We start from the raw sequence: 20,330 nt of genomic DNA, 5'->3' as shown, positions 1-20,330 counted from the left end.
TGAAGGATCTTAAAGTATTGCCAGATCAATCTTTTGGAAATGCTTATATAAAAGACTAAAGATTATTTATCTTTTCAGTTGTTATTTCTCTAGCTGCTTCTAGAAAGGGAGAATGAAATGCAAGCTTATGTATTGCCTATTTTCATTGCGATCTCCGTATGTTTTTTATTAGCGTCTTTTCTGACGCTTCCTTGGGCCGTTTATCAGTACCGTAAACATGGGTACTTTAGCTTTTGGAGAACATTACTTATCTTTAGTTTTATCTTGTATGGATTAAGTGCTTTCTTTTTAGTGATTTTTCCACTCCCCAGTGCCCGGAATAATTGTGCTTCAATGGATCCCGGTACGATTCTCATTCAGTATCGACCTTTTCAATTTATACGGGATATTCAGCGTGAAAGCGGATTTCATTGGACGAACCCCTCAAGTTATCTCCATTTGTTAACAACGCGGGCCTTTTATCAAATGTTTTTTAATGTTTTGCTTTTGTTTCCTTTAGGTGTGTTTCTGAGGTATTTTTTCAAAGGTAAAGCAAAATGGTTTCATGCTGCTCTTATTGGCTTTGGTGTTTCGCTTTTCTTTGAAATCACCCAACGAACCGCTTTGTTTGGCTTTTTTGAATGCCCCTATCGTATATTTGATGTAGATGATTTGTTGACGAATACGGTTGGGACTGTACTTGGCTTTATACTCGCCCCCATGTTTTTGGTGTTAATACCATCGCGGGAAACCCTTAGTGAGCAAAGCCACTTCTTTCACAATCAGAGAAAAGCAACCTTTGGTGCCCAACTCATGGAGATTCTTCTAAATATTATGATTGCCAGAGTGATAACCGGCTTTATATTAGGGCTACTGAAGAGTCGAGGATTATTGGTTGACGAGATCATCTTTGCCATTGTTTTCTTTGTGTTGATGGTCGTTATCCCTGTGATTTGGAAGGGAAATACGTTGGGCTCCAAGATCGTTCGCATGAGATTAATTCCGGAAAAGGGGAATTGGATAGGAAGCTTGAGCCGACGTTACGCCATTGTCTATTTGCCTTTTTTGTGCTCAGCCTTATCGGAGATATTTTCGAATCATATGGGAGAAGATCTTCTAGCCAACCTTTTTGCAATTGGGGTGGTTTTCCTTACAGGCCTGTTATGGTTCTTTATCTTCTGCCATATCGTGATTAGATGGATCAAAAAGGACAACGTTCTTTACTTTAATCGATACAGTCGCATAGAGGCTGTTAGAATCACGGGTGAAAAGTGATCAATGTAAAAATTACGGATTATATGGAACCAAGAATAAGTCGATAGCGTTATTAAATCGAGACGATTCCGGTTTCCATAGGAAGTGGCATGGTGAATACGGAACAGATGGGAGCTGAGGGAGCATGAATTTTGATATCAAGGAAGCCGTTGAGATTCTGGAACGAACCCCCGTCACCTTGGAGCACATGTTATCCGGTTTATCGGATGGATGGCTTAGGAGCCATGAAGGGGAAGGCACCTGGAATGCCATGGAGGTGATCGAGCACCTTATCGAAGCTGAGCGGACCAACTGGATACCGCGGCTGGAGTTTATGCTGCAGGAAGGGGAGGACAAGCCGTTTCCGCCCTTTGACCGTTACGCCCACTTGAACGAGGCGGCTGAGCAATCCATCGATCAAAAGCTGCAGGCGTTCAAGGCCATCCGTACTCAAAATCTGGCTAAACTGAAGGTTCTGATGGATTCGGCGCCGGATTTCGAACGGACGGGCCTGCACCCGGCATTCGGCGTGGTGAAATTAAGAGAGCTGCTGTCGACGTGGGTGGTTCACGATTTAACGCATGCGTCTCAAATTGTGCGGGTCCTGGCCGAGCGTTACCGGCATGACGTGGGGCCATGGATCGAGTATTTGGGAATTCTGAAGAGACGATGATGATGTCAATCGGCAGGCCCTACCCTCTATATGTCCGGGGGTAAGCACCGCAGGAGTCTTACCTATATAATAAAAAAGCCGATGATCCGCATTCGACTGCGAGGATCACCGGCTTTTTCACGTATATAGTTGGTTGTTACCAGAACTACCGCTCCCCCAAGACGGGGGTGCAGCTCCGCTTAAGGCAGGCACCGCATGTTACCGTTTGGCGGTTTGCTGACGCTCGTTCAAATGCTCGCTTAAATATTTCACGATGCCGTCCTCTGCATCCTGCGAATACTGCCAGACCATCGCGCCCGCGAGATTCTTGCTTTGGATGTAGCTCACCTTCTCCTTCAAGGCCTCCTGATCCTCGTAACTGATGAAGGTATGGCCGTCATAGAGGTAGGCGGCCTTGGCTTTGTTGTCATAGTAGCGCTTGAAGCCATTTTTGTTCAGGTAGGCTTTCTCGATCTGCTTATAATGCAGATTTACCTTGTCGATGTCGATGGGCGTTCCGGGAGCAAAGAGGCCGTTCTTGGCCCCCTTGTTTTCCTTCACGTTCTTCCAGCCGTACGAGTAGGCAGGGATGCCGAGCAGCAGCTTCCTGCTGTCGATGTCGTGGTCCAGGTACATGGAGATGATGCCGTCAATGGAGTGTTTGGATTTCCCCTGGCTGTCTGCGTACAGATTGGAGTTAAAGCCCGTGGTATCCGACCACTTGCCTGTCAGGTCGTAGGTCATGACGTTGATGAAATCCACGTATTTCTCCACTTTTTTGACCTCGACGTTCTGGAAGTACCAGTCCTGCGTTCCGGAAGCGAAGGTCAGCAGATATTTCTTGTTCTTGTGAGGCAGCCTGTACAGCTTCTCCCGCAGCTCCTTCATCAGATTGGTAAAATTCCTCGTATCCTCCGGCCTTGCCTTCTGCGTGTTCCAGGCATGGAACGCCGGATACTCCCAGTCGATGTCCACGCCGTCCAGGTCCAGCTCCTTGACCAGGTTGATGATGCTCTCGGTGAAGAGGTACCGGTTGCCGTCCAGCGCAGCGTCCGAGAAGCCGTCGGCTCCGTAGCCGCCTACAGCCAGCACCATTTGGGTCTTCGGATTCGCCGCCTTCAACTGCTTGATGTTTTCTTTGATTTGGTTGTTGGTCGTGATGTCTTCATGGAAGTAGAGCTCCGTTCCCTTGATCTGTGCAAAAGCGATAAACGCAATGTCCACGCCTTTCTCCGATAGCTTGATGTTTCGGTAATCCTGCCAAGCCTCCACGTAGACCGCCGTGATTTTCCGGTCCTCCGCCGCGGAGATCTGATAGAAGTAAAGACCCATGCCTGCAAGCAGCACCACAATGAATATTTTCGTATATATCGTTATTCTCATCGTCCTTTAACCCCGCCCGCCGAATAGAATGTAGGTTGCCGTTTTGCTTAGGTTTAACACCTTGACGGTGATATAGCTGATGGCGAAGATAATGGTGATATTCACGATCAGACTAAGGGAGGCTTCCAGGAACGTGGCCTCGATTTCGGTTCGGCCGGATAGCATCATTTCAACGAGCAGGTGAATCAGGTAGATGCTGAAGCTGGCACGGGAGAGCGAGCTGATCAATTTTTGGACTTTATGATTCACTTTATCGCTGATTCGGGCTTCCTTCTCCTTGAAAAAGATAAACAACCCGACAGCCATGAAGAACGTGGTGATGGAGTAATTGCCATAGAACATCTCATCCAGTACGCCGCTGCGCAGCGATACGAAGTAGGTGGCAACCGGCGTGATAAAAAAAGAGACGATGCCCAGATTGTACAGAATGTTTTTGGCTTTAGGCGGCAGCTCGAAATGGAAGAGATAGTACCCCAGAATGAAATAACCCAGAAATCCCATGAAGAACGGGATGTTCATGATCGGAATGTTGATGTATTGATCCGTTGCGCGGAAGACGGCATCCGAGATGAAACGATAGGCGATGCTGACGATGAACCAGAGCAGCAGATAATACCGCAGATCCTTCTCGCTGCACGATTGGATGAATTTGCTGATTAGCGGCACCGTCATATAGATGGCAATAATAGCGTACAGGAACCAGAGATGGACGTAATTTCGGTCGGTCAGCAGCCGGTAGCCGAAGTCGATAACGAACTCGTACGCACTCAGCCTGCTTCGCATCAGATAGTATTGATTGTACAAGCCGTAGATGAGCGACCAGGTCAGGAGGGGGATGAGCAGCGGTACGACGCGCTTCGTATAGAACTCACGGTAGGATGTTATCTTCGTCCGCAGAATCATCGCTCCGCTGATCATGAAGAAAACCGGGACGGCGAAGCGGGAGATGGAGTTAAATCCGTTGCTGATCCACCATGAGGAGGAGTGGAAATCATTCGTGCTGGTCAGCACCTCTGCCGTGTAGTGCAGGATAATGACGGCTACGATAGATAGAATTCTTAGAATATCGACATAGACGATTCGTTTGTTGGGAACCATGCGGTTTCGGCAGTCTCCTTCACTATAATTTAGTTCGATCCAGCGGCAATGTTCTGGCTGATGGCGGCCACGCCTTTGCGCTCCACGAATCCCCAGCCCTCATCATTGTCAAAATATTTGAACGTGCCCGCAATGTTGATGTACAGCAGCAAATTCCGATAGGTTAGCAGTTCCGCTTGGCTGAACAGGAACATCCTCACGTAATCGCTAAACGCATAGGTGCTGCCATATTTACGGCATAAGTACAGGGAGATGACGATCTGCGCGGCATTCAGCACCACGCTCATCAGCAGAAAGATAATGGCATGCCACAGGTTCCCGCCCACAACCAGCGTCTGCCCCAGATAAAATATCGTGGTAAACGCCGAGAGCGTCCCCAGCATAAATCCGTCAATCGCAAAGAACAGGCTCACGCTGACGCTGAACTTCCGGGACAGCCTGGACCAATAGATCAGAATGCAGTCAATGAAGGCCTTCTGCCAGCGAATGCGCTGTTTATAGAAGTTCGGCAGATTCTCCGGACATTCGGTGTAGCATACCGCTTCCGGGGCGTAGACGAGTTTTTTCTTCAATTGATTGGCTTTGATGTACTCGTGAATTTTGAGCGTAATGTCGATATCTTCCCCCACCGTGCTGCGGAAGCCGTCGACATGAACGAGGACGTCTTTATAGAAGGCGCCAAAGGCGCCTGAAATCACCACGATCGAATTAAAATACGATTGCGTGAGCTTGCGGACGTAGAAGCCGTGCGTATAATTGATGATCTGGCTTTTGATGAGCCCTTTTCCGCGGAATTTTTCGACGACGGCACCGTTCTTGTCCCGGACGGCACCCTGCACGATTTTGACCGTGCCGCCCAGCGCAATGATATCGTCATCGTGAAAATATTGATTCACATACTTGAGCGAGTCGGCTTCCAGCATGCTGTCCGCATCCAGGGTGATGACGATGTCGGAGACGGCATAGTCGATGCCAGCATTCAGCGAGTCGGCTTTCCCGCCATTCATCTTATCGATAACGTAAATATGGCGGTATCGATTGGAACGATAGAATCCTTTTATTGGCTTATAGTTCAGCTTGCTGTCGGCCGTCCTGACACTCGGCTCCAAATCCAGGAGCCCGTCTAGGGCGGATAAGGTTCCGTCCTTGGAGCCGTCGTTGATGATCATGATCTCATAGTTGCGGTAGCGCAAGCCCGCCATGGCATCGATGCAATTCCGGATCGTCAGTTCTTCGTTGTAAGCGGGGACGAGCACCGTGATTGATTTTTCGGCGAGATCGGAATTCAGTTTCTTCACCTTGCTGCATAGCAGCGGGATGAACGTGTAGAGGGCCTGAAACACGAGAAACACGCCGGCTAATCCATAAAAAAAGTACTGCAAACTCCTCACTCCTCTCTTTCTCTGTCTTTTTGTGATGAAGACCAGTATGATGCGCCTTGGGCCTGCTCTATGGGGTGCGGATTAGGCGAGCGCTTTTTCTGTCCATTCGATGTCAAGGGATAAAATCGGGCATAGAGGGATAAAATCATACATTTATAACCTCTAATTCCATATAAATACAAATGACATCCTATGTAATAAACTATCGCAATCGTGCTAGAAATGTAAACCCGCTCCATGGATCAAGAAAACGAATACATAGAGGCTTTTCGAGAACAGTCTCTGTATAGGTTCGTCTTTCTATATTTTAGGCGGCTAAAGCGATTAAGCATCTATGTACATGGAGCCCGTTCATCTTTCGCCTAACTTCGGTTCAACTCGTCTTAAATCGACAAACATTCGGCAAAATGACTTGATATTTACATAGGGTCCCTTAGAATGGAGAGAAAGAAGGAAGAGCATAGAGGAGTTTATGTCATGAATGAGGTTATTGCACGGAATCACGTAAAGGTGCTGGGGACAGGGGAGCGTACGCTCATGCTGGCGCACGGCTTCGGCTGCGACCAGAGCATGTGGAGATACATCCTGCCTGCCTTCGAACCGTTTTATCGGATCGTGCTGTTCGATTACGTGGGCTCGGGCGGTTCTAATTTGTCGGCGTATACATCGGAGAGGTACGGCAGCCTTCGCGGCTATGTGCAGGATGTGCTGGACATTGTGGAGGCGCTGGAGCTTCGGGACGTGATTTTTATAGGTCATTCGGTCAGCTCCATGATCGGGATGTTGGCATCGATCGAACGTCCGGAGTATTTCGCTCAATTAATCATGATCGGGCCATCTCCGCGATATCTGAATGATGACGGGTACGTCGGAGGATTTGATAAAAGCGATGTGACGGAGCTGCTGGATATGATGGAGATGAATTTTGCCGGATGGGCAAGCTTCCTCGCGCCGATCGCGATGAAGAACCCGGAGATGCCGAAGCTGACCCAAGAGCTGGAGCGCAGCTTTATTTCGGCGGATCCGGCGATTACGAGGGAGTTCGCCGAGGTTACCTTTTTCTCGGACTGCCGGCAGGCGTTATCCCAAGCCACGGTTCCCTCGCTGATCCTGCAATGCTCGGATGACAGCATCGTCCCTATTGCGGCAGGCGAGTATTTGCACAGTCATCTGGATAACAGCACGTTCCGCTTGATGGAGGCGAAGGGGCATTATCCGCATATCAGCCATCCCGAGGAGACGATTGCGTTGATCAATGACTATCTGAAATCTGAAGCGGCGTATACAGGCTAGCGGGAATGTACTTGGAAAGGATCGATCGATAAGCAATGGATGAACGATTGAACTATGCGCCATGCGGCTATGTCTCCATCACCCACGAAGGCATGGTGGCGGAGGTGAACCAGACCTTCCTTGACATGATGGGGTATCGGCTGGAGGACGTGGTGCAGAAGCATTTTGAAGCTATGATGTCGACGGCGAACAAGCTTATATTCCACTCTTACTTCTATCCGCATATCAATCTGGACGGGCATGTGGAGGAGCTGTTTATCCGGCTTAAGAACAGTCAGGGAGAGTCGGTGCCGTTTATATTGAATGGACGCAAATTTGAGCGTGAGGGACAGGAACGGCTGGACTGCGTATTGGTGCAGATGGGCAAACGCATTGATTATGAAATGGAGCTTCGGATGGCCAACAAGCAGATTGAGAAGGCCTATTGGGAAAAAGACCAGGCATTGGCCGAGCTGCAGCAGATCCATGCCGAGATTGAACGGAAGCAGACGGAGCTCATGGAGATTAACGCGGTTCTGTTGGAACTGTCGAATACCGACAAGCTGACCGGATTGAAGAACCGGAGATTCTTTCAGGAGAAGCTGGAAGAGCAGCTGATGCAGTATAACCATAACCGGATTCCGCTCTCGTTGTTCATCATCGACATTGATCATTTTAAGCACGTGAACGATACTTGGGGACATGGGTATGGGGATGAGGTTCTGTTTAATGTAGCAACCATCCTGAAGACCCACGCCGTCGAAGGGGAGACGGTTGCCCGCTATGGCGGAGAGGAGTTTGTCATGATCCTCCCGGAAACGGATGCGGAGAAAGCAAAGGCCGGCGCGGAGCGGTTACGGCGGGCAGTCCAGGATTTCAGCTGGAAAACGGGCAGCATGACGATCAGTATCGGCATCATCACGGCCAGTCCGGACGCCAATGAAGCGACGCTCCTGCAAAAAGCGGACGAAGCCCTCTATGCCTCCAAGCAAAATGGACGAAACCAGGTTTCCCATTATGAGGATTTGAGGCTCCAGGGATATTCGCCTTAATACATTCTATCCACGAAAAAGCCATAACCAAGTTGAGCCTAAGCTCGCATGGTTATGGCTTATAGAGGTTCAGGCCCCTGAGCCTTGTTAACCTATTTTTTGCATGAGAGGCGAAACTACATAAAATCGTAAAAGTAACGGATGAAATGAAAAAAGATCGGCGAGGTATACGTCAGGCTGTCGACGCGGCTCAGGTAACTTTTCTTCAAAGCATCGAATCGTCCGTCATCCCCGATCAATAAATCGCGCTTCAGCACGGAAACCGTCAAGCTGCCGAAGAAGCCGGCGAGGCTGATCAGCATGCCGGACAAGAGGCCAAAGGTCGGGCTTAGCGGCGTCAGATAGGGATAGATGAGATAGGAGCATCCGGTGGTAACGAGAAACGCGCACGCAAAGCCTTCCCAAGTGAGATTCGGGTTCGATGTCGGCACGATTCTCCGTTTGCCGAAATAGAGGGAAGCGATCGTGTGCACCACATCGTTCAGCTGCGTTAAGACGACGAGAAACAGCACGAGCCCAGCTCCATACTGGGGCGTGGCAAATTGAAAATAGGCCAGGTGGCTGAGACCGAATACCATTAGCATGAGTCCCCACTGGGTCGAGCTGACGCTGCGCATAAATCCGACGGTGCCCTTGTTGATCAACCGTGGAAGCGGCAGCACCAAGAATACATAGATTGGAATGAACACGATGAACATCCCGTACCATTCGATATAGATCCAATAGAATTGGACGGGGATGGTTAGATAAGCCCACAGAAATAAACGGCGATCGGCCTTCCGGGTTTTGATCATCGAGAAATATTCTTTGAGCGTAAAGAAGGTCAGCACCATAAGGGATAGCAGGGATACGACGGGATTCAAAAGGGTCGCCAAACAGAAGATGACGAGCATGCCCCACCAGGTTTTGATGCGGAATCCTACTTCGGTATAGTCGATATTCGGCTGCGTCTTACTCATCACGTAATACAGGAGCTGGATGACCGATAAGACGGAGAATATAAGGATCAAGGTTAAAAGCGAGCTTTCCATATGCCTGTCATCACCAACTTGTCACGGGGTACGATTCTTGTTCTACTAAAAGAATCATATGTTATTATGAAGGAATAATTCAATACGGATAAGGGGAAATTTCGTAAATGGTAGACGATCAATCGGTCTTTATATTGCTTACCAATACCGGAACGCTCTTTACGAAAGTCATTCAGGGCTATACGAGAGCGCCTTATAATCATGCCTCGATCTCCTTTAACCGGGAGCTGTCGGAGTTATATAGTTTTGGGAGGAAGAATCCGAACAACCCCCTGAACGGCGGATTTGTAAAAGAGGATTTGAAGACGGGAACGTTCAGCAAGTACCCCAACACGACCTGCGTGATCTATGAGCTTCAGGTATCCGAACGCGACATCGCGAAGATGAAGCGGGTTTTGCAGGCTTTTATCCGAAAGGATAAAAAGTATTTCTATAACATATTGGGCGTCCTGGGCATCGCCCTGAAGGAACCGATCGAATTCAGCAATTCCTATTTCTGTTCGCAATTCGTGGCCGAGATTCTGCAGCGTTCCGGAGTAAGGTTATGGGATAAGCTGCCTGCCTTGGTGACGCCGGACGATTTTCGCCAAAGCGAGCGCCTGCAGTTGATATATGAAGGGAAGCTGAGCGAGTATGAGCCTTGAACTTCACAAAGCATTGTCGGCATCCTGCGGACATGACCAACTTGTAAGGCGGACGGTTGCTAAGACATTCAGCTTCAAGCGCATCCATTTATGCTCGGCAGTGTCAGCTATTACCTTATTACGAAATAAGGAAAAAGCCCGCTTAGTCTGCATCCAGATGAGGCTGGGCTTTTTGCAGTTCGTGGATGATGAAGGTCGGGAGCCCCTCCCAGCAGCAAGTACTGGAGATTAAACAGCATTTGCTATAAAATGGAGTTATGAAAATGAAATGAAGTTTCATCTAATGAAACGAAAGGGTGTCGTAGTCAGGATTCGCTTATATCTTGGATGGGAGCGTGGTTTAGGATGAACAGCAAGGAACGGTTTTCGAATCGCGTGGATTCGTACACGAAGTATCGCCCGAGTTATCCGCAGGAGGTCATGGATTATCTGTATGACACGGTGGGACTGCATGGCGATATCGCCGATATTGGCGCAGGGACGGGGATATTCACGAAGCTGCTGCTGAAACGGGGGAGCCATGTGACCGCCGTGGAGCCCAATCAGGCGATGCGGGAAGCCGCCGAGTCGGACCTTGGCGGCGAGCCCGGCTTCCGCATGGTTTCCGGTTCGGCCGAAATGACGGGGCTGCCCGATCAATCGGTGGATCATATCGTGAGCGCCCAGGCTTTTCACTGGTTTGACCGTCATGCGGCCCAGTCGGAGTTTCGGCGGATTCTGAGGCCGGGCGGGAAGGTTGCCCTGATATGGAATTCCAGGCTCACGGAGGGAACGCCGTTCCTGAGGGCATATGAGCAGTTGCTCCTTACCTATGGCACCGACTATAAAGAAGTGGACCAGAAGAATATTGGGCATGAAACGCTGGCGGCCTTTTTCCGTTCAGGAGATATGAAGGAGGCGAAATTCTTCAATCGGCAGACATTCGATTATGAAGGCTTATGCGGTCGCCTTCATTCGTCATCTTATGCTCCCCTGCCCGGGCATCCGAACTACGAGCCGATGATGAAGGAGCTCCAAATCATCTATGAACGGAATGAGCAGGATGGCTGCGTGTTTTTTGACTACGAGACGAAGGTGTACTGGGGAGAGGTTTAAGTCCTTTCGGAGGTAAACATAGAATGAACAAGACCGATCGATTACTGGCCATCCTGCTTGAGCTGCAGCAGCGCAAGGTTATGCGGGCCGAAGATTTGGCATCCCTATTCGAAACGAGCGTCCGGACCATCTACCGGGATATTCAGGCTCTTAGTGAAGCAGGCGTACCCGTGATCGGAGCCCCCGGGCAAGGATACTCGTTAATGGAGGGGTACTTTCTGCCGCCCATCATGTTCACGGCAGAGGAAGCCGTGGCGCTGCTCATAGGAACGGATTTCGTCGAGCAGCGCTTTGACGCAGACTATGGCGAGAAGGCTAGGGCTTCCCGCAAGAAGATAGAGTCCATTCTGCCGGACCGTGTCCGCGCAGACGCTGCCCGGGTTCGAAAGACCATGCGGCTCCTTGCTCCCGGCAGCAAGGCAGCTTTAGGAGAAGAGAGGGATTATCTGGAATTGGTTCGTAGGGCCATACTTGAGGAACGGAAGATAGAATTCCATTACGCGAAGAACATGCCGGATTCCAAAGGCAACCGAAAGAGCTTTCGCTCGGCGGCCCCTTATGGCCTGGCCTTTCTTCAAGGCTCATGGACATTGATTGCCTGGTGCGACCTCCGGCAAGGCATTCGTCATTTTCGGTTGTCCCGCATGAAGGACCTGACGATCCTTGAGCAGCGCTTTGAGATGCCGCCGGATTTTCATTTGGAGAATTATCGGCCACGGGATGACCGCAATTTGCTGGTACGGGTTCTGGCAAGTCATGGCATCGCGGATCGAGTGAAGGAAGCCGGCAACTATTATATAGAGACTTTAGAGGAGTGCGAGGAAGGACTGCTTGTGAGCTTTCGCGTCCGCCGTCCTGAGGAGATCCTGCATTGGGTGCTCGGCTGGGGATCGGATGTCGTTGTGCTTGAACCGCAATCCTTCCGAGACCGAATCCGCGACGAAGCGGAGAAGATGTTTAAACGCTACTGACATGACGTTGTCAGTAGCGTTTTTGTATATTCGGTACAAAGACGATGAAGGAGTTGTTGATATGAATATAAAGGAAGCATTGCAGCGATTAGAAGAGACGGTGAAGGTTTATGTGCAGGAGCTGGATGGATTCAGCGAGGAGCAATTAAGATATAAGCCGGCGGAGGACGAGTGGTCGATCGGGCAAATGTACCAGCACTTGATTCAATCCGCACTGTACATGCATCTGCGGAACATCGACCATTGCTTGAACATGAATGGAGATGCGGCAGCTTCCCCGGCCGGAAAAACGGAAGTGGGAGCGGCGATATTCGAACAGGGCAGTTTCCCGCCCATCCGCATTCAGGTTCCGCCGTCTCCGCAGTATACCCCGGAACAGCCCGCAGACAAGGAGCAGCTGATTCAAGGCTTGAACGCCGTCCTCCATCGGGTGAAAGAAACCGAACCGAAGCTTGGTGAGGCATCCTTGCAGCATACCGTCCCCCATCCGAGGTTCGGAGGATTGCATGCCAAAGAGTGGTTTTTGCTCATTGAGATGCATTATCGTCATCATGTTCGACAGCTGAATCGGTTGAAACAGGCGTTAGAGCAGCGGGTATGATGACATATCAGGCTGCGGATGTCCGAATACAACAAGAGAACGGTCAAAGTGCTTTGACCGTTCTCCATAGTATCTCCTTCTGAACATTCGGATGATGGATCCGCCGCTGCATGAATCGGACCATGTCCGCATTGTCCGCTTCGACGAAGAATATCCAATCTTTGTATTGCCCTTCACGCACAATTCGCCGGCTAGCCTCGGCCAGAAGCGCAATTCCGCGCCCTGTTCGTTGATGGGACTGCCTCACAAACATCGTTTTAAAGAGCAATGTTTGTGCATGGAACGGCTCCAGTATCATCCAGCCTATGATCGCATCCCGATACCGCAATGCCAGGCTCCGCTGTCGGTCGATCAAATCCTCTTCGGCAAAAGGATCCAGGATGGGCGGATACCAGTCGCCGTTTCCTTTGGCCATCTCCACTCGTTCCTTGCCCGTAAGCTCGTCAAACGGAATAGCGAGGTAATCGCCGGGCAGCTTCAGAGACTGGATCCGCGGCAGTTCTTTCAGGATGTCAAAGGAACCGTTCCATACATGGATACCGGGTGCAGGCTCAGGAAATCCGCATGACTGAAGAAAGGAAGCTTCCAACGATGCAACATGGCTGGCCCCCAAGTATTCGGTCCTGATCCAACATATCCCTTGCTGCCGCAGCAGCGATTCGAGCATGCCGTACAGCTGGAGCCCGATCCCCTGCCGTCGGCAGGGTTCGGTTATGACTAGTGCTTGCAGGTTGGCTGACAATTCCGCACCGTTCCGCTTCGCAATCGCAATTCCAAGCGGCATGCCTCCGCCGATCGCTCCCAATGCGATGCAGTTCGGCGGCAGTACGCGCAGATAGTCCCGCAGCTCAGGGGGGACCAACGAGCTGAACTCTGAAGGCAGTGCGCCTTGGTAAGCGCGAACCTCAATGGATGTTTTCATGGCAATTAGAATGCATCAATTTCAATAACTTGTGGCTTGTGATTTCGAGCAAAATCGCTCAGACCGTTGACGTTGATTTTGAATTTACCACCAGGCGGGTTGGTCGATATTTTGGCAATACCCGAAGGCTGAAGAGTGATGTGAATGAGCTTTTGGCCGGTAATTGCCGAGATAAAGAAATCTTGTTGAGATAGCTGAATTACATCGGTGAAATCTCCACTTGGTGAATGCGCGATATTCATTGATAATGGCGTTTGTAAATTATATATGTCATTATTAATAGCTTCGTCTATTCTTAAAGTGAAGAGCCCATTATAGGGATCATAGGTGGCTTGGGTTACCGTAGGAGCCGTTAGATCGAACTTTACGGGCAACTCCACCCGACCCGTCTCATTGTCGTTCTCAATCACTTTGAAAATGAGTGAAGTTTGTACTGATTCATCAGCTTTTGCAGTAGGCTTCACCGAAAGTCCATAATGGGATTCGTTGGTCAATTGCACAATGGTTGGATCGGTAGACTCGATCTCAATATGACCAATCACTTCACTACTCTGAATGATGTCGAATGCTAGCTGGGCGTCATTGTATTGATATTGAATAGGTGCTTGGTTTCCATTGCGCTGCACCTGAACCAAATTCTTAATGTTCCGCTTGGTGTATGCGTCACCCGGAGTATGAAAAACATCGTCTGTTATTGTAACCAAGCTGTTTACAGAGTGGATAGGGCTGTTCAAAATGAACACATCATCCTGTTGGGCAAGCGATATCGTTAACGGCTTAACCTGAAGGTTCCGGAAAACTCCCATAAAGGAAGACAGACTGTTATAACCTTCTGCGAGAGTCTGGGGTGTTGCATCCGGATTCTCAGCTGCGGATGATGCGAGTTGAATCACCCCGTTAAGGCTTTCGACCGCCTCTTGCGGATATTTGCCCAACGTGTTTCCGATCTCGGCGCTCTCCATCAATGTCATGGCTTCCGCAATCAGATCGTCCAGCATTTCCTTTACGTTGTCCGGCAAATAGGTAACGGATGCGGGACCTACAACAGGAGAGATTTTTCCCGTGAGGCTGCGGACTGAAGCACCGGAATCAAGAGGGTTAAAAGCTGCTTTTACGGATCTCCCGAGCGGTAACGTCTCCGCAAGCACGATCTCCACTTTATTCTCTATGATGCGTACATGTTCTATGGCCTTCGGGAATTTTAGAGTTCCATCCTCGGTATAAACGGAAAAGTCCTCAACCTTAGGAACAAACTGAGGATTCAGGTTCTCGTTATAGGCGAATACAAGGGTGCGCTGATCGGAAAAATAAAGGGTAGGCTGTTCCATCACCCGTACCTGCAGCACGATCGTGGAGGTAGCCGCAGATACGTTGCCTGCAGAATCCACTGCATAGACTTTATAGTCGCCCAAGGCCAAATGGGTTGTTGTGATGGCGGTTTCCGCATTGGCGGAGGCTACGATTGCCTTGTTAGCGAGCTTCTCGGCCACCAACGATTCCAGTTGGGCTTTGGTAGCGGCTGTCTTTGAAGCGGGAACAAGATACACGATGCCTGATTCTGTGCTTTTAACGATAACGTGCAGATCAGCCATGACCGGAGAGGTTGAAACCATGGTCACCGTAGGTGGTGTCGTATCGGATTGGCTGGGCGTGCCGGGATTGCTTGGAGCGGTAGAACCGCCGCCGCTAGAATTGTTATTGGTAGTAGGTGGTGCCACAGGCTTTTCAGTGGCTGGAGGAAGTGTTGGATTGCCTGGTTCCGGTGTCGTATCGGGAATTTGAGGGAGCTCGTCCTTGGCTTTTAGGAAGCGGCTTGCTACTAAGGCTACCGATTGCCTGTCCGCACTGCCGGCAGGATTAAACGAGCCGTCCGTTAGGCCATTGAGCAGCTTTAGTTCAACGGCTGCAGCAACGGCATCCTTCGCGTAGTTTGAGATTGAGGCTGCATCGCTGAAATTCAATTTACCCTGTTCGGCAGCCTTTCCGCTTGCATCTACGCCGAGAGCCCGGATGAATAGGACGGCCATATCCTGTCGTGATAGGTTCTCTCCTAAGCCAAATTCCCCATTGCCCTGGCCTTTGATTAGGCCGGCTTTGACTGCAGCCTCCACGAATTTGTAAGAATAATGAGTGGCCGGTATGTCGCTGAATGTTGGTGACGGAGGCGCTGATGTTACGTCCAGAGACAAAGCCTTGGCCAAGATAATGGCGAAGTCCTGCCTGTAAATCTTACCGGTAGGATCAAACGTGCCATTGCCTTTCCCATTGATGATTCCTTTGTCGACAAGCTCCAGGATGGCATCCTTTGCATAAGAATTGGAGATGTCCGTAAGCGATGTCGGAGCTGCGTGCGCAGGGAAGGCGCAAGCACTCAGCAATGCTGCTGTGGTCATCACTTTTACGATTAATTTGTGTTTCAAGCATGTTCCCCCTTGTTTTGATGTATACCGTAATCCGGCTCTTTCGCTGGATTCGTGATTCTATAATATAGTTCCAGGTTCTGGGTTGGCAATCATTTTTTCCGGACTAAAGAACTAGTGAATATAATACAGAGAATCTGGGTCGATTCCTTTCTATATTATGGCGGGTTATATGGAAATTTTCTTGCAGGAAGATTGTTTGAGACACGCTCGGCCCGGGTACTGGTACACGAGTGAACAATGAATTAAAAGGAGCGGATGACCGTGGAAGTACATGTCAGATCATTTTTCGTGAATGACGATGGAGAGGTTCCCAACAATCCCGACCTGCCTGTCATTGTGTACAATGGGGTATTCGCGGATGACCCGAGCGGGTTGGAGGCAGCCTTTAACCGGCATCGCTGGAGCGGCAGCTGGTCAGGCGGCGTATACGATTACCATCATTATCACAGCAATACGCACGAAGTCCTTGGCGTGCGGTCCGGAAGCGCGACCGTCCTTGTGGGCGGGGATGCAGGGGAGCGGCTGGAGCTTGCTACAGGTGACGTGATCGTCTTGCCGGCGGGTACTGCACATATGAAGCTTACCAGTACGCCCGACTTCGAAGTGATTGGTGCCTATCCCGAAGGGAATACGCCGAACATGAGGGAGCGTAATCCGACGGATCGGGCCCAGGCGATCAACGAAATCCAAAGCGTGCCTGTACCGGAAACGGATCCTGTCTTTGGAGAGGAAGGGCCTCTGCTGCATAAGTGGGTGAAATAACCTAAGCATGCGACATTATTAGAAACGAAAAGACTCCCGCCTGCCGCAAGCAGACGGGAGTCTTTCTGCGCGTTACAACAGCACCTTAGCCTCATGCCGGTTCACGCACGACCTATAATGCTTCCTGCTCCACACTCTGCTCAAAGTCTTGTGCGGGTCAACCCTTTTTGGAAATTGTAATGCACCCGTGCCCATGCTATGGTAAGGGATAGAAGGTCAAGTTGCAGTCAGTCTTCTCATTATTGCTACCGGAGGTGCAGTTTATGAAAGCGTTGTTTATTGGAGGAACCGGAACGATCAGCACGGCGATTACGAAGCAGCTGCTTGAACAAGGTTGCGAGTTATACTTGCTCAATCGAGGGAACCGAAACGACACGTTGCCCGAGGGCGCACATATTTTGCAAGCCGATATTCATGACGAAGACCAAGTAACGAAACTGATTGAGCATCTCGATTTTGATGTTGTGGCCGACTTTATTGCATTCGAGCCCGCCCATCTGGAAAGGGATTACCGCCTGTTTGCAGGAAAAACCAAACAGTTCATCTTTATCAGCTCGGCCTCAGCCTATCAAACGCCCCTATCCGATTATCGCATTACGGAAGGGACGCCTTTATCCAATCCATACTGGGCGTATTCCCGAAACAAAATAGCCTGTGAGGATTATCTGATGAAGCAGTATCGGGAGCATGGCTTCCCGGTGACTATTGTAAGGCCAAGCCATACGTACGATGAGCGGTCCATTCCGCTCGGCGTGCACGGCAGCCAGGGAAGCTGGCAGGTCGTAAAGCGCATGCTGGAGAATAAACCGGTCCTTATTCATGGAGACGGGACGTCGCTGTGGACCCTGACGCATAACCGCGATTTTGCTAAAGGCTTCATCGGCCTGATGGGCAATATCCATGCCATCGGGGAGTCGGTGCATATTACCTCGGACGAGTCGCTTACCTGGAATCAAATTTATGAAATCATTGCGGATGCCCTTGGCGTACAGCTGAATGCGGTGCATGTCTCTTCCGAGTTCCTGGATGCTACCAGCACGCAGGATTTCCGCGGGTCGTTACTGGGAGACAAAGCGAATACGGTGGTGTTCGATAACAGCAAGCTGAAGCGGCTGGTCCCTGAATTCGTGGCAACCATCCGTGCCGATCAAGGGATCAAGCAGACCGTGGACTATATTTTAGCCCACCCGGAACATCAGCGGGAGGACGCGGAGTTTGATGCGTGGTGCGATAAGGTCATCTCCGCGCTGGAGAAGGCCAAGTCGATCATTACGGGGTAAGGCTTAATCTTTCAGGGGCGGAAGTATATAGCGGACATCTGTTTCGAATATAGGGTATAGTTATTGTAAAACGAATGGAGAAACGAAACGATGTCTACTTTGCCGAATTGCCCGAAATGTAATTCAGAATATACGTATGAGGATGGGAACCTCTTGATTTGCCCCGAATGCGCTCATGAATGGACCCCGGGGTCCCAAGCGGAGCATGAGGAAGATGCGAGGGTCATTAAAGACGCGAACGGAAATGTATTGGCCGACGGCGATTCCGTAACGGTAATCAAAGATCTTAAAGTAAAAGGCAGCTCATCCGTATTAAAAATAGGCACGAAAGTGAAAAATATACGTTTGGTCGACGGCGACCACGATATCGATTGCAAGATCGAAGGATTCGGGGCCATGAAATTGAAATCGGAATTCGTTAAAAAGAGTTAAGATGTGTTAGCACGGTTCCATCATGAATAGCAGCAGCAAAAACCCTCCATCAAGGAGGGTTTTTCTCGTCTAACCAGGGTTTTTGCAGCCTATTGCGGCAACAAATGAGAAGCAGTCTTGTGATGGCCTTATGGTACAATGACAGGATGGGCTTGCTTCGTATAGGAGCTCCCCGAATAGGTGAAGAAAGCAGGTGCAGCGTGGATATCATACTATTTGCGGTTATCATATTCGTGGCGTCGATTCTCCAGACCAGTACCGGTTTTGGGTTCTCCATCCTGGCTACGCCGTTTCTGCTGTTGTTGTTCCGGCCCGCCGAGGCCATTCAGATTAATCTGATTCTATCGCTTGTCATATCGGCTGCCCTGATTGCTAAAATCCGCAAGGACATCGACTACGGCATCCTTAAACGATTGGTGATCGGAAGCGCGGCAGGTCTCCCTCTGGGCATCGTTATTTTTTCGCTCATCGATATCGGCTATCTGAAGCTGGGCGTCAGTCTGATCATATTGGCACTGACCGTCATGCTGATGCTGAAGTTTAGAATAAACCAAAGCCGCGGCAGGGACTTGGCTGTGGGAGGACTCTCAGGCTCTCTAACGACGAGCATCGGCATGCCGGGTCCGCCCCTGCTGTTATATTTTTCGGGCACCGATACGCAAAAGGCCAAACTGAGAGGGACGACCCTGGCCTTCTATTTGTTCATCTACTCCCTGAGTTTGATCATTCAGGTGATCGTGGCGGGAACGTCCAAGACAGTCTGGGTATCGAGCGGAATCGCGCTGCCGCTGGTATTCATCGGGCTGTTTATCGGACAACGTTTATTCAACGTCATCAACCAGCGCGTGTTTCAGATCTTTACCTATATCATTTTGATCTTTACCGGTGTGTACATGCTGATCGAAAGCTTGTAGTCATGCCAAAGAAGATGGCAGGATCATCATTTGGACTGCTCGAACAGCGTCTCGGCCAGCAAGGGAAACAGGTTATCAAAAGCATGCGTATTCCCGTCAAACACGTATCCTCCCGGATAAGCGGGATCCTGATCCCGGAATTGGAGCATGCGTTCATGCAGCTGCTGCGCCCATGGGAGGTCATTGGTTTGCAGCGCCAGAATGATGGCCAGACCGTAAACGGCAGGCGACTCGTAATCCGCGTCCGGTTTGCGGCTTTCACGGGTGTAGCGGCCTGCCAGCCGCTGATGCTGGCGGAATTCTCCCTTCAGGAACGCTATAAGATCTGTCGGCGGATGATTCATCTCGGCGAGATGGACGCCAACGATCAATTGGTCGATCAGATTGACCGATGCGTCGTACTCATATTGGCCGGAGCCGATGTGATAGGTTTTGGGATAGAAAACGCCGTCCGAAGGCATATGAGCGAGCAGGTTTTGATATCGTTCATAATCCTGGGAGGGTAGGATTCCGTTATTATGCATTTCGCGCAGTGCCGATAAGTCAACGTAGACCAGGCTTAGCGCGGCGGCGGATTCATCCCGTGCAAAATCATGATAATCGACGAGATAACCTTCGGTTTGTATCGCAAGGAGTGCAGACCCGATCCTTTTTGCCAATTGAAGGTATTCTTCCTCGCCCCAGCGATTGAACGCCTTCAGCAGGGCATCGAGGATTCGCAGATCATCGCCCAGCGCATTGGTTGTGACCTCGGATTGACCGTCCGGCCTGAGCTTCCATTGGATATAGGGCTCTGCTCCTGATTAAGAAAATAGGTGGTAAGAAGCTGGACGCTGTCGTCGAACCGGGCTCGATTGCCGGATATCACGGCAGTCCGCATCCAAAGCCCGAGCGACTCGGATAACGCTTCCCGGCCGGCAACGATGTCCGGATTCACGGAAGCAGCGGGTTTAAGATAGGTGGCAATGGTACCGTTATCGTTTGTCATATGCTCTTCAATGAACGCTGCGGTCACGTCAGGATTCTCCTTGTTCTTGTTGATCCAGCAGGCTATGAGGAGGATGCCGGCAAGGGCAAGAACGACGATGATCGCAAGAATGGCTTTCTTGCGCGTTGAAATCCGGTTTGTCATAGGTTCACCTCGACCATACTCTTTCGATATTCAACAGGTTAAAGCCTTCAA

General features: G+C 50.2%; 18 protein-coding genes and 1 pseudogene. 12 read left to right on the top strand and 7 right to left on the bottom strand.

Annotated features, from left to right (window positions below; all coding sequences use genetic code 11):
• Positions 1 to 117: 117 nt before the first annotated feature.
• Together P0X86_RS32060 and P0X86_RS32055 are read left to right on the top strand one after the other, a co-directional pair.
• Positions 118 to 1,254, top strand: a complete 1,137-nt coding sequence (locus tag P0X86_RS32060; protein WP_096777195.1) for a VanZ family protein — start codon at positions 118 to 120, stop codon at positions 1,252 to 1,254.
• Positions 1,255 to 1,378: 124 nt separating this feature from the next.
• Positions 1,379 to 1,906, top strand: a complete 528-nt coding sequence (locus P0X86_RS32055) for a DinB family protein (RefSeq protein WP_277747369.1) — start codon at positions 1,379 to 1,381, stop codon at positions 1,904 to 1,906.
• Between the two features lie 198 nt (positions 1,907 to 2,104).
• On the opposite strand, the gene P0X86_RS32050 is transcribed toward P0X86_RS32055, so the two are convergent.
• From P0X86_RS32050 to P0X86_RS32040, 3 genes are read right to left on the bottom strand one after another with little or no spacing between them, the layout of a single operon-like run.
• Entirely contained in the window at positions 2,105 to 3,268 is a 1,164-nt protein-coding gene (locus tag P0X86_RS32050) for a glycoside hydrolase family 18 protein (RefSeq protein WP_277747368.1), read from the bottom strand.
• 6 nt (positions 3,269 to 3,274) lie between these two features.
• Positions 3,275 to 4,366 carry an acyltransferase gene (locus P0X86_RS32045; RefSeq protein WP_277747367.1) on the bottom strand — a complete coding sequence of 364 codons (1,092 nt, stop codon included), beginning with the start codon at positions 4,364 to 4,366 and terminating at the stop codon, positions 3,275 to 3,277.
• A gap of 29 nt (positions 4,367 to 4,395) precedes the next feature.
• Positions 4,396 to 5,748, bottom strand: a complete 1,353-nt coding sequence (locus tag P0X86_RS32040) for a glycosyltransferase family 2 protein (RefSeq protein ID WP_277747366.1) — start codon at positions 5,746 to 5,748, stop codon at positions 4,396 to 4,398.
• Positions 5,749 to 6,225: 477 nt separating this feature from the next.
• On the opposite strand from P0X86_RS32040, the gene P0X86_RS32035 reads away from it, so the two are divergent.
• Together P0X86_RS32035 and P0X86_RS32030 are read left to right on the top strand one after the other, a co-directional pair.
• On the top strand, positions 6,226 to 7,041 hold the full coding sequence (locus P0X86_RS32035; protein WP_277747365.1) for an alpha/beta fold hydrolase: 816 nt from the start codon (positions 6,226 to 6,228) through the stop codon (positions 7,039 to 7,041).
• Between the two features lie 35 nt (positions 7,042 to 7,076).
• Positions 7,077 to 8,072 carry a sensor domain-containing diguanylate cyclase gene (locus P0X86_RS32030; protein WP_277747364.1) on the top strand — a complete coding sequence of 332 codons (996 nt, stop codon included), beginning with the start codon at positions 7,077 to 7,079 and terminating at the stop codon, positions 8,070 to 8,072.
• Positions 8,073 to 8,188: 116 nt separating this feature from the next.
• On the opposite strand, the gene P0X86_RS32025 is transcribed toward P0X86_RS32030, so the two are convergent.
• Positions 8,189 to 9,103, bottom strand: coding sequence for a phosphatidate cytidylyltransferase (locus P0X86_RS32025; RefSeq protein WP_009591157.1), 915 nt, complete (start codon positions 9,101 to 9,103; stop codon positions 8,189 to 8,191).
• 107 nt (positions 9,104 to 9,210) lie between these two features.
• Here P0X86_RS32025 and P0X86_RS32020 point away from each other — a divergent pair, with 107 nt between their 5' ends.
• The 4 genes from P0X86_RS32020 (at position 9,211) to P0X86_RS32005 (ending at position 12,414) form a co-directional block, all read left to right on the top strand.
• Positions 9,211 to 9,747, top strand: coding sequence for a hypothetical protein (locus P0X86_RS32020; protein WP_009591201.1), 537 nt, complete (start codon positions 9,211 to 9,213; stop codon positions 9,745 to 9,747).
• Between the two features lie 345 nt (positions 9,748 to 10,092).
• Positions 10,093 to 10,842 carry a class I SAM-dependent methyltransferase gene (locus P0X86_RS32015; RefSeq protein ID WP_277747363.1) on the top strand — a complete coding sequence of 250 codons (750 nt, stop codon included), beginning with the start codon at positions 10,093 to 10,095 and terminating at the stop codon, positions 10,840 to 10,842.
• 23 nt (positions 10,843 to 10,865) lie between these two features.
• Positions 10,866 to 11,813 carry a helix-turn-helix transcriptional regulator gene (locus tag P0X86_RS32010; RefSeq protein ID WP_277747362.1) on the top strand — a complete coding sequence of 316 codons (948 nt, stop codon included), beginning with the start codon at positions 10,866 to 10,868 and terminating at the stop codon, positions 11,811 to 11,813.
• 61 nt (positions 11,814 to 11,874) lie between these two features.
• Positions 11,875 to 12,414, top strand: a complete 540-nt coding sequence (locus P0X86_RS32005; RefSeq protein WP_277747361.1) for a DinB family protein — start codon at positions 11,875 to 11,877, stop codon at positions 12,412 to 12,414.
• A 43-nt stretch (positions 12,415 to 12,457) separates the two neighbouring features.
• On the opposite strand, the gene P0X86_RS32000 is transcribed toward P0X86_RS32005, so the two are convergent.
• Together P0X86_RS32000 and P0X86_RS31995 are read right to left on the bottom strand one after the other, a co-directional pair.
• Positions 12,458 to 13,336, bottom strand: coding sequence for a GNAT family N-acetyltransferase (locus P0X86_RS32000; protein ID WP_277747360.1), 879 nt, complete (start codon positions 13,334 to 13,336; stop codon positions 12,458 to 12,460).
• A gap of 5 nt (positions 13,337 to 13,341) precedes the next feature.
• Complete coding sequence (locus tag P0X86_RS31995; RefSeq protein ID WP_277747359.1) at positions 13,342 to 15,756, bottom strand: S-layer homology domain-containing protein; 2,415 nt, start codon at positions 15,754 to 15,756, stop codon at positions 13,342 to 13,344.
• Between the two features lie 264 nt (positions 15,757 to 16,020).
• On the opposite strand from P0X86_RS31995, the gene P0X86_RS31990 reads away from it, so the two are divergent.
• The 4 genes from P0X86_RS31990 (at position 16,021) to P0X86_RS31975 (ending at position 19,147) form a co-directional block, all read left to right on the top strand.
• Positions 16,021 to 16,521, top strand: coding sequence for a cupin domain-containing protein (locus P0X86_RS31990; protein ID WP_192570228.1), 501 nt, complete (start codon positions 16,021 to 16,023; stop codon positions 16,519 to 16,521).
• A gap of 263 nt (positions 16,522 to 16,784) precedes the next feature.
• Positions 16,785 to 17,801, top strand: coding sequence for an SDR family oxidoreductase (locus tag P0X86_RS31985; protein WP_192570229.1), 1,017 nt, complete (start codon positions 16,785 to 16,787; stop codon positions 17,799 to 17,801).
• A gap of 90 nt (positions 17,802 to 17,891) precedes the next feature.
• The gene (locus P0X86_RS31980; RefSeq protein ID WP_096775651.1) at positions 17,892 to 18,233 is read left to right on the top strand and encodes a zinc ribbon domain-containing protein YjdM; all 342 of its coding nucleotides are present in this window, start codon (positions 17,892 to 17,894) and stop codon (positions 18,231 to 18,233) included.
• A gap of 200 nt (positions 18,234 to 18,433) precedes the next feature.
• Positions 18,434 to 19,147 carry a sulfite exporter TauE/SafE family protein gene (locus tag P0X86_RS31975; protein WP_096775652.1) on the top strand — a complete coding sequence of 238 codons (714 nt, stop codon included), beginning with the start codon at positions 18,434 to 18,436 and terminating at the stop codon, positions 19,145 to 19,147.
• Positions 19,148 to 19,173: 26 nt separating this feature from the next.
• Here the strand turns inward: P0X86_RS31975 and P0X86_RS33375 are convergent.
• Positions 19,174 to 20,279, bottom strand: a pseudogene (locus P0X86_RS33375) (glycosyl hydrolase family 8).
• Between the last annotated feature and the right edge of the window lie 51 nt (positions 20,280 to 20,330).

The organism is Paenibacillus sp. BR1-192 (genome assembly GCF_029542445.1).
GTDB lineage: Bacteria > Bacillota > Bacilli > Paenibacillales > Paenibacillaceae > Paenibacillus_AQ > Paenibacillus_AQ lautus_A.
This window is presented reverse-complemented; position numbering and strand designations above follow the sequence as displayed.

Excerpts from the sequence above, each read along its gene's own strand:
- P0X86_RS32060 (WP_096777195.1), top strand. The coding sequence starts at position 118 with ATGCAAGCTTATGTATTGCCTATTTTCATTGCGATCTCCGTATGTTTT.
- P0X86_RS32010 (WP_277747362.1), top strand. The coding sequence starts at position 10,866 with ATGAACAAGACCGATCGATTACTGGCCATCCTGCTTGAGCTGCAGCAG.
- P0X86_RS32000 (WP_277747360.1), bottom strand. The coding sequence starts at position 13,336 with ATGAAAACATCCATTGAGGTTCGCGCTTACCAAGGCGCACTGCCTTCA.
- P0X86_RS32030 (WP_277747364.1), top strand. The coding sequence starts at position 7,077 with ATGGATGAACGATTGAACTATGCGCCATGCGGCTATGTCTCCATCACC.
- P0X86_RS32050 (WP_277747368.1), bottom strand. The coding sequence starts at position 3,268 with ATGAGAATAACGATATATACGAAAATATTCATTGTGGTGCTGCTTGCA.
- P0X86_RS32015 (WP_277747363.1), top strand. The coding sequence starts at position 10,093 with ATGAACAGCAAGGAACGGTTTTCGAATCGCGTGGATTCGTACACGAAG.
- P0X86_RS32020 (WP_009591201.1), top strand. The coding sequence starts at position 9,211 with ATGGTAGACGATCAATCGGTCTTTATATTGCTTACCAATACCGGAACG.
- P0X86_RS31985 (WP_192570229.1), top strand. The coding sequence starts at position 16,785 with ATGAAAGCGTTGTTTATTGGAGGAACCGGAACGATCAGCACGGCGATT.
- P0X86_RS31980 (WP_096775651.1), top strand. The coding sequence starts at position 17,892 with ATGTCTACTTTGCCGAATTGCCCGAAATGTAATTCAGAATATACGTAT.
- P0X86_RS32055 (WP_277747369.1), top strand. The coding sequence starts at position 1,379 with ATGAATTTTGATATCAAGGAAGCCGTTGAGATTCTGGAACGAACCCCC.
- P0X86_RS32005 (WP_277747361.1), top strand. The coding sequence starts at position 11,875 with ATGAATATAAAGGAAGCATTGCAGCGATTAGAAGAGACGGTGAAGGTT.
- P0X86_RS32025 (WP_009591157.1), bottom strand. The coding sequence starts at position 9,103 with ATGGAAAGCTCGCTTTTAACCTTGATCCTTATATTCTCCGTCTTATCG.
- P0X86_RS32035 (WP_277747365.1), top strand. The coding sequence starts at position 6,226 with ATGAATGAGGTTATTGCACGGAATCACGTAAAGGTGCTGGGGACAGGG.
- P0X86_RS32045 (WP_277747367.1), bottom strand. The coding sequence starts at position 4,366 with ATGGTTCCCAACAAACGAATCGTCTATGTCGATATTCTAAGAATTCTA.